The organism is Pantoea latae (assembly GCF_002077695.1).
GTDB classification, from domain to species: Bacteria; Pseudomonadota; Gammaproteobacteria; order Enterobacterales; family Enterobacteriaceae; genus Pantoea; species Pantoea latae.
Genome location: NZ_MWUE01000022.1, coordinates 153059 through 165833 on the forward strand (window position 1 = coordinate 153059; position 12775 = coordinate 165833).

Annotated in this window: 7 protein-coding genes; 3 read left to right on the forward strand and 4 right to left on the reverse strand. The window is 59.1% G+C overall.

What is annotated here, in order from left to right; translation table 11 throughout:
• The first annotated feature begins 25 nt into the window (after positions 1–25).
• Complete coding sequence (gene gyrA, locus B2J69_RS14725; protein WP_081140406.1) at positions 26–2665, forward strand: DNA topoisomerase (ATP-hydrolyzing) subunit A; 2640 nt, start codon at positions 26–28, stop codon at positions 2663–2665.
• Positions 2666–2864: 199 nt separating this feature from the next.
• The gene (rcsC, locus tag B2J69_RS14730; protein WP_081140407.1) at positions 2865–5717 is read left to right on the forward strand and encodes a two-component system sensor histidine kinase RcsC; all 2853 of its coding nucleotides are present in this window, start codon (positions 2865–2867) and stop codon (positions 5715–5717) included.
• Positions 5718–5775: 58 nt separating this feature from the next.
• Here rcsC and rcsB read toward each other — a convergent pair whose 3' ends face one another.
• From rcsB to B2J69_RS14745, 3 genes are read right to left on the reverse strand one after another with little or no spacing between them, the layout of a single operon-like run.
• Complete coding sequence (gene rcsB, locus B2J69_RS14735; protein WP_081140408.1) at positions 5776–6426, reverse strand: response regulator transcription factor RcsB; 651 nt, start codon at positions 6424–6426, stop codon at positions 5776–5778.
• Between the two features lies 1 nt (position 6427).
• Positions 6428–9082, reverse strand: coding sequence for a phosphotransferase RcsD (rcsD, locus tag B2J69_RS14740; RefSeq protein WP_081140409.1), 2655 nt, complete (start codon positions 9080–9082; stop codon positions 6428–6430).
• Positions 9083–9102: 20 nt separating this feature from the next.
• Entirely contained in the window at positions 9103–10257 is a 1155-nt protein-coding gene (locus tag B2J69_RS14745) for an MFS transporter (RefSeq protein ID WP_081140410.1), read from the reverse strand.
• Positions 10258–11065: 808 nt separating this feature from the next.
• On the opposite strand from B2J69_RS14745, the gene ompC reads away from it, so the two are divergent.
• A complete protein-coding gene (gene ompC / locus B2J69_RS14750; RefSeq protein WP_081140411.1) occupies positions 11066–12178 on the forward strand; it encodes a porin OmpC in 1113 nt (370 codons plus the stop codon).
• 25 nt (positions 12179–12203) lie between these two features.
• On the opposite strand, the gene B2J69_RS14755 is transcribed toward ompC, so the two are convergent.
• Entirely contained in the window at positions 12204–12767 is a 564-nt protein-coding gene (locus B2J69_RS14755; RefSeq protein WP_081140412.1) for a TetR/AcrR family transcriptional regulator, read from the reverse strand.
• Positions 12768–12775: the final 8 nt, after the last annotated feature.

Genomic DNA, 12775 nt, shown 5'->3' on the forward strand with positions numbered 1-12775 from the left:
GCATATGTAGAGGGAAAGCGGCTCCATGAGCGACCTTGCAAGAGAAATTACACCGGTCAATATCGAAGAAGAGTTAAAAAGCTCCTATCTCGATTACGCCATGTCGGTCATCGTTGGCCGAGCCTTACCCGATGTGCGTGACGGCCTGAAGCCTGTCCACCGCCGCGTGCTCTACGCGATGAGCGAACTGGGTAACGACTGGAACAAACCCTATAAGAAATCCGCCCGTGTGGTCGGTGACGTTATCGGTAAATATCACCCGCACGGGGATTCCGCCGTTTACGACACAATCGTCCGCATGGCTCAGCCTTTCTCCCTGCGTTACATGCTGGTGGACGGACAGGGCAACTTCGGCTCCGTCGACGGCGACTCCGCCGCGGCGATGCGTTATACCGAAGTGCGTATGTCGCGTATCGCCCACGATCTGCTGGCTGACCTGGAAAAAGAGACCGTCGATTTCGTCCCGAACTATGACGGCACCGAGCAGATCCCTGAAGTTCTGCCGACCAAAATCCCTAACCTGCTGGTGAACGGTTCCTCCGGCATCGCCGTCGGCATGGCGACCAACATTCCGCCGCATAACCTGACGGAAGTGATCAACGGCTGCCTCGCCTATATCGACGACGAAGATATCAGCGTTGAAGGCCTGATGGAGCATATTCCGGGGCCTGATTTCCCGACCGCCGCCATCATCAACGGCCGTCGCGGCATTGAAGAGGCGTACCGCACCGGGCGCGGCAAGATCTACATCCGCGCGCGCGGCGAAGTGGAAACCGACGCCAAAACCGGCCGCGAAACCATCGTGGTGCATCAGATCCCCTATCAGGTGAACAAAGCGCGCCTGATTGAGAAAATCGCCGAGCTGGTGAAAGAGAAGCGCGTCGAAGGCATCAGCGCGCTGCGCGACGAGTCGGACAAAGACGGCATGCGCATCGTGATCGAAGTGAAGCGCGATGCGGTAGGCGAAGTGGTGCTCAACAACCTCTACTCGCTGACCCAGCTGCAGGTGTCGTTCGGCATCAACATGGTGGCGCTGCATCAGGGCCAGCCGAAGATCATGACGCTGAAGGAGATCCTCGAAGCCTTCGTGCGTCACCGTCGCGAAGTGGTGACGCGCCGCACGATTTTCGAACTGCGCAAAGCGCGCGACCGCGCCCATATCCTTGAAGGTCTGGCGATCGCGCTGGCCAACATCGATCCGATTATCGAGCTGATCCGCCGCGCGCCGAACCCGGCCGAGGCGAAAGCGGGCCTGATCGCGCAGCCGTGGGATCTGGGCAACGTCTCCGCCATGCTGGAACGCGCGGGCGACGACGCCGCGCGTCCCGAGTGGCTGGACGACGCGTTCGGCATCCGCGACGGTCGCTACTATCTGACCGAACAGCAGGCGCAGGCGATCCTCGATCTGCGTCTGCAGAAGCTCACCGGCCTTGAGCATGAAAAACTGCTCGACGAGTACAAAGAGCTGCTGGAGCAGATTGCCGAGCTGCTTAACATCCTGATGAACGCCGAGCGTCTGATGGAAGTGATCCGCGAAGAGCTGATCGCCATGCGCGACCAGTTTGGCGACGAGCGTCGCACCGAGATCACCGCCAACAGCGCTGATATCAACATCGAAGACCTGATCAATCAGGAAGACGTGGTGGTGACGCTCTCTCATCAGGGCTACGTCAAGTACCAGCCGCTGTCGGATTACGAAGCGCAGCGTCGCGGCGGCAAAGGCAAGTCGGCGGCGCGCATTAAAGAAGAGGATTTTATCGATCGTCTGCTGGTGGCCAACACTCACGACACCATCCTCTGCTTCTCCAGCCGCGGCCGTCTCTACTGGATGAAGGTTTACCAGCTGCCGGAAGCGAGCCGCGGCGCGCGTGGCCGTCCGATCGTCAACCTGCTGCCGCTGCAGCCTGACGAGCGCATCACCGCGATTCTGCCGGTGCGCGAGTACACCGAAGGCTTCAACATCTTTATGGCGACCGCCAGCGGCACTGTGAAGAAAACGGCCCTGCAGGAGTTCAGTCGTCCGCGCAGCGCAGGCATCATCGCGGTGAATCTGCGCGAGGATGACGAGCTGATCGGCGTGGCGCTGACCAACGGCAACGACGAGGCGATGCTCTTCTCCGCCGCCGGTAAAGTGGTGCGCTTCGCGGAAAACGCGGTACGCGCCATGGGCCGTACCGCCTCCGGCGTGCGCGGCATCAAGCTGGCGGAAGGGGATCGCGTGGTGTCGCTGATCGTGCCGCGCGAAGAGGGCGCTATCCTCACCGTGACGCAAAACGGCTACGGCAAGCGCACCGCCAACAGCGAGTATCCCACCAAGTCGCGTGCGACCCAGGGCGTGATCTCCATTAAGGTCACCGAGCGTAACGGTCCGGTGATTGGCGCGGTGCAGGTGGTGGACGGCGATCAGATTATGATGATCACCGACGCTGGCACTCTGGTGCGCACCCGCGTCTCCGAGGTCAGCGTAGTGGGCCGTAACACCCAGGGCGTGATCCTGATCCGTACCGCGGAAGATGAGAACGTTGTCGGCCTGCAGCGCGTGGCTGAACCGGTCGAAGAGGAAGAGCTGGACGCTATCGACGGCAGCGTAGCGGAAGGCGAAGAGGATATCGCGCCGGAAGTCGACACCGACGACGACGCGCCGGAAGCTGACGAAGAAGAGTAATTCTTCAGCGCTTCAGGCTCACGCCGCCAGGGAAGGCGGCACGACTTTAACGGCAGGAAAGGGCAACCCGACCTGCCGTTGCTTTTTGCGGCGCGGCTCGCTAAGCGCGGATGCCGACTGGCTTTTTCTCCCTGATACGGCTAGTGTAATGAGCATTCTGAAACCAGCCCGTCCTTAACCTTGCCGTAGTGAGTTTCCCTTGAAATATCTGGTCTCTTTCCGAACCACGCTGCGTATCTCACGCTATCTGTTTCGCGCGCTGGCGCTGCTGCTGTGGACGCTGGGCGCGGTGCTGACCACCTTCTTTATCATCAGCGTGCTGCATGACAAAGAGAGCAGCGTGCGGCAGGAGTTCGCCAGCAACTATGGCCAGGCGGAATGGTACGTGCGGCACTCCGCCGACGTAATGCGCGAGCTGAAGTACATTACGGAAAACCGGCTGACCAGCGCCAGCAGCGGCCTCGACATGATCAACGGCGTGCTGCCGGGCAAATCGACCCAGCCGCAGTTCACCCCGCTGTTCTCCGACGGCGACTGCTCGTCGATGAGCACGACCTGGCGCAACTCGCTCGATTCGCTCAGCTACTACATCAACTACTGGAAGAGCAATTTCGCCTCGACCTATGAACTGAACCGCGTCTTTTTTATCGGCGGCGAAAGCCAGTGTCTGGCAGACTTTACCATCGGCAGCAGCAACGTCGATCGCGAACGCAGCCTGAAGGCGCTACGCGAACGCGTGCTGCGCTACCGCAACGGCAACGACGAAGAGCGCCGCAATCCGCTCTACTGGGTCAGCGCCAGCGCGCAGCCCGGCGTCGGCACCTTTTATATGATGGTGCCGGTCTACGTCGCCAATAAGCTGCAGGCGCTGCTGGGCGTCGAGCAGAATATCCGGCTGGATGAGTTTATTCAGCCCGGCAGCCTGCCGGTGGTGGCCACCATCATCGATGAGAATGACCGTCCGCTGCTCACCTCGCGGCGCGGCGGCGCGGGCTATTCGCTCAACGACCTGCCCGACGATCAAACCTGGTTCGGCTATCTCGACGGCTACCGCCAGCTGGTGCTGAAAAAGCCGCTGCCGCCTTCCGATATGAGCGTGGTGTGGTCGGTGTCGACGCGCGTGCTGGTGGATCAGCTCAAGCTGATGATCATCAACGCGCTGCTGCTGAATATTCTCAGCGCCATCGTGCTGTTTACCCTCGCCTGGCTGTTTGAGCGCCGCATGTTCCTGCCGGCAGAAGAGAACGCGCACCGGCTGGAAGAGCATGAGCAGTTCAACCGTAAAATCGTCGCCTCGGCGCCGGTGGGGATCTGCATTCTGCGCACCCGCGACGGCACCAATATTCTCAGCAACGAGCTGGCGCACAACTATCTGACGCTGCTGACGCAGGAAGATCGTCAGCGGCTCAACGAAATCATCGGCGGCCAGCAGGTCAACTTCGTTGACGTGCTGACCGGCAGCAACACCAACCTGCAGATCAGCTTCGTGCATTCGCGCTACCGCAATGAGAACGTGGCGATCTGCGTGCTGGTGGACGTCTCCGCGCGCGTGCGCATGGAGCAGTCGCTGCAGGAGATGGCGCAGGCGGCGGAGCAGGCGAGCCAGTCGAAATCGATGTTCCTCGCCACCGTCAGCCACGAGCTGCGCACGCCGCTTTACGGCATCATCGGCAACCTGGATCTGCTGCAGACCAAACAGCTGCCGAAAGAGGTCGATTCGCTGGTCACCGCGATGAACAACTCGTCGAGCCTGCTGCTGAAAATCATCAGCGATATCCTCGACTTTTCCAAGATTGAATCAGAGCAGCTGAAGATCGAGCCGCGGCCGTTCTCGCCGCGTGAGGTGATCACCCATATCGCCGGCAACTACCTGTCGCTGGTGATGAAAAAGCGGCTGACGCTCTACTGCTTTATCGAGCATGACGTGCCGCTGGCGCTGGATGGCGATCCGCTGCGGCTGCAGCAGGTGATCTCCAACCTGCTTAACAACGCTATCAAGTTCACCCACACCGGCTGCATTATCCTGCATGCCTTTGTGAAAGAGGGCTATCTGGCGTTCCGCATCCGCGACACCGGCGTCGGCATTCCGGCCAAAGAGATCACGCGCCTGTTCGATCCCTTTTTCCAGGTGGGCAACGGCGTTCAGCGCAACTTCCAGGGCACCGGCCTCGGCCTCGCCATCTGCGAAAAGCTGACCAATATGATGGACGGCGATATCGAGGTGGACTCGGAGCCGGGCATGGGCAGCCAGTTTATCGTGCGTATTCCCATCTATAACGGCCAGCAGCCGGCGCCGCCGCTGCTCGACGGGCTGCACGAGAAAACCCTGTGGATCGACATGCGCAACGACTATCTCGCCAGCTTTATCGAGCGCGATCTGCAGCAGCAGGGGATCCAGATCCTGCCCTATAACGGCAAGCCGGGCAGCGACGACGTGTTGATCACTGACTACGAGCAGGAGGGCGAACAGCCGCTGCGTGCGGTGGTCGTCTTTAGCGGCGCGCATATCGACATGCCGCGCGAAATTGCGCCGGGCCGCTGGGTGCACAGCACCGCAACGCCGCATGAGCTGCCGAGCCTGCTGGCGCGCATCTACCGCATCGCCATCCAGAGCGACACGGCGGCGAGCCTGCCGCTTACCGCGCCGACGGAAGAGGTGGTCAGCAATGACGACATCCTGATCCTGATCGTCGACGATCACCCCATCAACCGTATGCTGCTGTCGGAACAGCTCGGCACGCTGGGCTATCGGGTGAAAACCGCGCAGGACGGCGTCGATGCGCTCAACGTCATCAGCCGCAGCGAGATCGATATCGTGCTGAGCGACGTCAATATGCCGAATATGGATGGCTATCGCCTGACGCAGCGTCTGCGTCAGCTGGGTCACGTTTTCCCGGTGATCGGCGTGACCGCGAATGCGCTGGCGGAAGAGAAGCAGCGCTGTATGGAAGCGGGCATGGATAACTGCTTGTCGAAGCCGGTGACGCTGGACGTGCTGAAAACCACGCTGGCGGTCTATGCGGAGCGCGTGAGAAAGACGCGGGAAGGGTAGGGGCGGGTCAGGGCGTGATAAAAGACAGGCGGCGCGAGCGCGCCGCCTGACAGACGCGTTACTCTCTTTCTACCTGAGTGGCGCTGACAGAGGAGAGGTAGTTCAGCAGGGCGATATCGTTATCGACGCCCAGCTTCATCATCGCCGACTTCTTCTGGCTGCTGATGGTTTTAATGCTGCGGTTCAGTTTCTTGGCGATCTCCGTCACCAGGAAGCCTTCAGCGAACAGACGCAGCACTTCGCTCTCTTTCGGCGACAGACGCTTGTCGCCATAGCCACCGGCGCTGATTTTCTCCAGCAGTTTCGCCACGCTTTCCGGCGTGTACTTCTTGCCTTTTTGCAGGGCGGCCAGCGCTTTCGGCAGATCGGTCGGCGCGCCCTGTTTCAGCACGATACCTTCGATATCCAGATCCAGCACGGCGCTGAGGATTGCCGGGTTGTTGTTCATGGTCAGAACAATAATCGACAGGTCCGGATAGTGACGTTTGATGTATTTGATCAGGGTAATGCCGTCGCCATATTTCTCGCCAGGCATGGAGAGATCGGTGATCAGAACGTTGGCGTCGAGTTTTGACAAGCTGTTAATCAGTGCTGTTGAGTCTTCGAACTCACCTACAACGTTGACCCATTCAATTTGTTCCAGAGATTTTCGGATACCGAAAAGAACAATCGGATGGTCATCGGCAATAATTACATTTAAGTTATTCATCTTATTGGTTACCTTGCTGCAGCAGTTCATTGACGTAAGTGTCGATGTCACTGGTGGTATTTGTAATGTTTGAATCGTCACATGCTTTGATGTGCTGTTCTAACTCTTCACAAAGCTGTTTGCCCGGCGTCAGGTTAAGCATGGCAAACACGCCTTTCAGGCGATGCGCTGTCTGAGCAAGCATGGCGTAGTCCTTTTCCGCCGACTCAGTATACAGTCTCTTTACATCAGGCGGTACTGTCTCGGTAAACAGCTGGAAATAGCCGCCGCTGAGCAGCGGGGTTAGCTCCTCGTCCTCTGTACTCTCCTCCATTGAATCATGGGCCAGCTGATTCTCAATCAGGGCCAGCAGCGCATCCTGCAGCGCGTTGCTGAGATTGAAGTTGACCCGATATTGCCGATCGTTTAGCGCATGGTGACCCAGCTCATCTTCCGCCAGCAGCAGCGCCCAGCCGCTCAGCCTGGCCGGATCGTCGGTCACCAGTACGTCATGTTCCTGGCCTGACAGCCGCTCCTCGGGCGTCAGGCAGCGCGCGCCCCAGTTCTCCAGATGGCGACAGACGATTTTGTGCACGTCCTCAACCGCGATATCGATCAGCGCGGTCACGCCGTCCAGCAGTTTCTCCTCTTCCTCTTCCGGCCGCGGCTCCAGCGCCAGCGGAAGCTGAATGTTATAGCGCGTGCCGATATCCGGTTTGGCGATAATCTCCAGGCTGCCGCCCATCTGCTTGCAGAGCTGTTTGCAGAGGAAAAAGGCCATGCCCGACGCCTGACCGTAGCGATCCTGGCTGGTTTCGCCGAGGAACGGGAAGTCAGCGTTGGCCAGCTCGTCGACGCTCAGTCCCGCGCCGGTGTCCACCAGCTGGATCAGCAGGCGGTCCGGATGCGCCTCGTCGGCGCTGACCGTCAGGGAAATCTTGCCCCAGCGCGTGGTAGTCAGCGCATAGTGCATCAGCGTGGCGAGCACTTTGCGCAGCGCGCGGCGGTCGCCGAAGCGCTGCTCATCGTTGGGCTGCTGGTTGTTCACCACCAGCGACAGCCCTTTGCGGCGCATCAGCGGCAGGCTTTCCAGCGCGATCTCGTCCAGCAGCTCCTGCAGGTTGAAGCGGCTGGCGTCGGGCGACCAGTCGTGCGCCTCCAGCCGGTTAAGCAGTACGATATCGTCAACCAGCCGCGCCAGGCCCTGGCTTTCGTCCAGCAGATCCAGCACCGTTTCATCTTCGTCGCGCTGGCTGAGCTGCACCAGCTGCGCCACCACCTTTTCCAGCGGCCGGTTCAGGGCATGGCCGAGGTTTTGCAGCAGCTGCTGCCGCATCTGATGGTTGCGATCCAGCACCTGCTGCGCCTTCTGCAACTTTTTATTCACCAGCAGCTCGCGATCCTGATCGCGCATTAAAAACAGCTGGGTATGCGGCGACAGCACGCTGCGCGCATGGCGGATCTCATACACTTCGTTATTGATGGTCGCCTGCAGCACGCCCTGATGCTGATCAGACATATTAATGATCTTTTGCAAATTAAGATGCGGCAAAAGATGTTCCGCGATTTTATTGCTGAGGATGGTGCGGTTGCTGGCAAAGTCATACACCAGCAGGCCGACCGGCAGGCTGGCGACGATCTCTTCATTCAGCACGCGCAGCGAGTCCAGCTCCGCGCTCTGGTTCTCGCTCGGGCGCAGCGACTGCTGGCGCAGCAGGGTCATGCCGGCGAAAGAGAGCAGAAACAGCAGCAGGTTCACCAGCAGCGGCCACAGTAGATTATGCAGCGTGTCGACGATCAGGCTGGTCAGCGGCACGCGATAGACCAGCTGCAGCGGCGTGCTCGGCAGCGTGGCGGCGATCTCCAGATTAGGGTTCACCAGGGCGATCTGCGTGCTTTCGTTCTCTTCCTGATCGCTGGCGGCGGCCGGCGTGGCGTCCTGGCGCAGCTGGAAGTTCTCCAGCGGCATATTTTGCGGGATCAGATCGTTAAGCGGCAGGTCGAAAGCCACCACCGTCGCCAGATGGCCCGGCTGATTAAAGGTGGTGCGCAGCGTAAAGTAGTGATCGTTCTGAAAGGCGAAATGGCGCAGCGGCGAGAAGCTTTCGCGCTCGTCCAGCGCGTTCGCCTGCTGCAGCATCTCGGCGCGGCGGCCATCCACCAGCGAACTGATGGCGCTCTCTTTATAACGCGTCGCCATATCCTTCAGCGGCAGCGTTGAAATCATAATCAGGCTGTTGTCCTGCCCGTTGAGAAAGTACATCGACCAGGTCGGGTTTTCGGCGCCCCACAGCGTATCGAGATAGCTCGACATGCGCATGGTCATATCGAGCGTGCTGCCGTCGTGCGAGCCGAAGATCAACGCCTCGGTCTTACGGCGGGTTTTCTCCAGATAGTAGACGTCCGGGCGCAGCCGCGTCTCCTGCAGGCTGCTGTTGGGCGAGCTGCCCGCCGCGCTGGTGGCGAGATTCTCATAGATTTGCCAGGTGGCGAAGCGGTAGGCGTCGATGCGCTTTTGCGTCGCGCGCGCCAGATCGGTCATGGCGTAGCGCTTCTCGGTCAGCCAGGCATTGACCGAGTTATGCACCATAAAGCCCAGCGCCAGCAGCAGCACCAGATTGAAAACCACAAAAAAGCGGGTGACATTGCCGGATGTCAGCGGGAACTTATACAACATAGCGTTTCAGGCACCTGAAATCATCGCGCAACCAGTCGGGCACTGGCGGCCACAGCCAACAGCAGCAGCGCGATGAGCAGAAAGGCACCGCTGAGGCTCAGCCATTGAGAAATAAATCCGATTAAAGCCGGACCTGAGAGAATACCCGCATATCCCAGCGTTGTCATGGCGGAAATCCCCAGATTTGCCGGCATATCCTGTTGATTCCCGACGGCATTGAACAGCATTGGCACGGTATTGGCCAGGCCAAAGCCCACCAGCAGAAATGCGAGCAGCGCCGCCTGCGGCGAGGGAAGAAAAACCGCCATCGCCAGCCCGGCCGACGCCGTCAGCGCGCCCGCCAGCATCACGGGAAAACGGCCGAAGCGCTGGATGATGCTGTCGCCGGTCAGGCGGCCGAGTGTCATCGCCACGGAGAAGACGGCGTAGCCCAGCCCGGCGTGGGCGGTCGACATGCCGGGACGTTGCAGCAGCAGCAGCGCGCCCCAGTCGAGCACCGCGCCTTCGGCAAGAAACAGAATAAAGCAGAGCAGGCCGAGAAAGGCGACGAAGCCGCGCGGCACCACCAGCCACGGCTGATCGGGCTGATGCAGACGCGTGCTCATCAGCGTTGGCAGGCTGGCGACCAGCAACAGCAGCATCAGCAGCAGCACCAGCGCCACCGAGAGCAGCGGCGAAAGGCCGACGCTCAGCAACAGACTGATTGCGCCGGCGCCGAGAATGCCGCCGAGGCTAAAGAAGCCGTGAAAGCCGGACATCATCGGCCTGCGCGCCGCTTTCTCCACCTCGACCGCCTGCACGTTCATCGCCACGTCCAGCATGCCCAGCCCGGCGCCAAACACAATCAGCGTCGCTGCCATCATCCACATCACCTCCAGCGTCGCCAGCAGCGGCAGGGTCGCCAGCACGATCAGCGTGGAGAGGAGCATCACGCGGCGGCAGCCGAAGCGCCCCACCAGCGATCCGGTCAGCGGCATCGCCGCCAGCGATCCCATGCCCAGGCAGAGCAGCAGGGCGCCGAGTGACGCGCCGCTTAGCTGCAGACGCTGGCTGGCGAACGGCACCAGCGGCGCCCAGGAAGACATGCCAAGGCCGGCGATAAGAAAAACCGTGCGTGTTCCCAGCGCAACACGACTGTGAAGTTTTCCGGGTGATGCGGCGTCCAGTGCGGTCATAGTGTTATTCATGAGTGTCAAAGCGACGAAGTGTAGCATCAAAGCCGCAGCCGCATGCGCGCTCGATCGGCGTCAGCCCGGCGTAAGTTGACAATAAAATGCGCATTTTAACGACTTTTGCCGGACCGCTTTGCTTTTCCAGAACTTTCCTGGCAAACAGGCAGCGTCAAAAAAGCAGGCGGGCGCTTTAGCGACGCACCGTGTGGCAGCGAACGGAAATAAGCCGCCGAAGAGGCGCTTTATTACGGTTATAAATTAAGTGGGGAAATATTCATCCGCTAAATTAACCTGACGTGCGATTATTAGCGATTAATGGCAAAAATAAGCGGCGTTATTTTAACCCGGATAATTAACATGACCGACAGCAGGCAGGCGAGGGTAAATTACAGACAAAAAAAAGCCGGACATACAGGTCCGGCAGGAATAATTAGGGTAAACATCTCATTCGGGGTGAATGAAGGTAATAATGAAATAAATGATGATAGCGGGATCTATTGTATTCCCAGATGGTGAATATGTTTTATCATTCAGTGCTCAGACAGGGACTCATGTAACGTGCTGAAAGTAATGATGTAAAATTTCGTTTGATATTTTGTGCGATAATTTTTACCGATACGTGCTGGTTATTCATTCCGCAATATTTACATTCGGAAATAACTATTTCGCATTATGCAACAGTTTTGGAAATTTCGTAGCATTTTCGTGATAGCTTATTGCCCTTTATAAAAACACAATGGCGTGCCGGCTGAATTTTAAACATTCAGCATGCAGTGGCAAAAAAATAAGGCACATAACAGAGGGCAATAAAATGAAACGTCGCGTTCTCTCCCTGATGATCCCTGCGCTGCTGGTTGCAGCAGGTTCTGCAAGCGCAGCGGAAATTTACAACAAAGACGGCAACAAATTAGACCTGTTTGGCAAAGTAGATGGTCTGCACTATTTCTCAGATAACGACGGTAATGACGGCGATCAGTCTTACCTGCGCTTCGGTTTTAAAGGCGAAACCCAGATTTCCGAGCAGCTGACCGGTTACGGCCAGTGGGAGTATCAGGCAGCGCTGAACACGGCGGAAAGCGAAGGCACCGCTAACAGCCACACCCGCGTTGGCTTCGCCGGTATCAAATTCGGCGACGCCGGCTCCTTCGACTACGGCCGTAACTACGGCGTAGCGTACGACATCGGCGCATGGACCGACGTCCTGCCGGAGTTCGGCGGCGACACCTACGGCGCGGACAACTTTATGTTCCAGCGCAGCAACGGCCTGGCGACCTATCGCAACTCCAACTTCTTCGGTCTGGTGGATGGCTGGAACTTCGCCGTGCAGTATCAGGGTAAAAACGACAACCCGAGCCGCGAAACCTCTGGCCGTGACGTGCTGGGCGAGAACGGCGACGGCTGGGGTCTGAGCACCACCTACGATCTCGGCTCTGGTTTCGGTATCGGCGCGGCGATGTTCTCATCGGATCGCACCAATAACCAGAACGGCGGCGATCCGGCTATTCTGGGTCGCGGCGACAAGGCGGAAGTCTACACCGGCGGCCTGAAGTATGACGCCAACAACATCTACCTGGCGGCGATGTACAGCCGTTCCTTTAATGCGACGCGCTTCGGCTCCTCCAGCGATGACATTTACGGCTTCGCAGATAAAGCGGACAACTGGGAGCTGGTGGCGCAGTATCAGTTCGACTTCGGCCTGCGTCCGTCTCTGGCGTTCGTGACCTCACGCGGCACCGACATTCAGAACTGGGGCAAACAGAACCTGAAAAAATATGTTGATGTCGGCGCGACCTACTACTTCAACAAAAACATGTCGACCTACGTTGATTACCAGATCAACCTGATGGACGACAACGACTTCACCGACGCGGCTGGCATCAATACCGATGACACCGTGGCGCTGGGTCTGGTTTATCAGTTCTAAACCGCCCAGGAGCGTAGCCTGCGGGCTACGCTCCCGCTGGCAGGATCGCCGCCAGCGCGGCCGTGATATCCGCCGCGACCCTCTCTGATTTTTCCCCCAGCTGCGCCCGCACGATGGCACCTTCCGCCAGCAGCATAATCTGTCCGCTTTTCCACCGTTCGCTTTCTGCCAGCTTCAGCGCGATCGTCTCTGCCATCTCCCGCTTATGCTGATGGACCAGCTCGGTCACTTCAGGCAGGCTCTCGCCCAGCTCGGCGCTGGCGTTGATAAAGGCGCAGCCGCGAAAGTCCGCTTCGTCGAACCAGCTTTTCAGCGCGGCGGGCAGCGCGTCGCGCAGCGCAGGCGTGCTATTCAGCGCCTGCTGAAAGCCGGCCATCCAGCGCCGATGCCGCTGCGCCAGCACCGCTAAGATAAGCTGATTTTTGCTGGGAAAATGGCGGTAAAAGGTGACCTTGGTGACACCCGCCTCGGCGATCACCCGATCGATGCCGGTGGCGCGAATGCCCTGCTGATAGAACAGCCGCTGCGCTGTGACGAGCAGGCGGTCGCGAGCGGCGGCATCGGGATCGAACGGGAGCGGAGCAAGCATAATCAATC

Bases quoted from the DNA above. Each gene is read 5' to 3' on its own strand.
- gyrA (WP_081140406.1), top strand. From the start codon at position 26: ATGAGCGACCTTGCAAGAGAAATTACACCGGTCAATATCGAAGAAGAG.
- B2J69_RS14745 (WP_081140410.1), bottom strand. From the start codon at position 10,257: ATGACCGCACTGGACGCCGCATCACCCGGAAAACTTCACAGTCGTGTT.
- rcsB (WP_081140408.1), bottom strand. From the start codon at position 6,426: ATGAATAACTTAAATGTAATTATTGCCGATGACCATCCGATTGTTCTT.
- rcsD (WP_081140409.1), bottom strand. From the start codon at position 9,082: ATGTTGTATAAGTTCCCGCTGACATCCGGCAATGTCACCCGCTTTTTT.
- ompC (WP_081140411.1), top strand. From the start codon at position 11,066: ATGAAACGTCGCGTTCTCTCCCTGATGATCCCTGCGCTGCTGGTTGCA.
- B2J69_RS14755 (WP_081140412.1), bottom strand. From the start codon at position 12,767: ATGCTTGCTCCGCTCCCGTTCGATCCCGATGCCGCCGCTCGCGACCGC.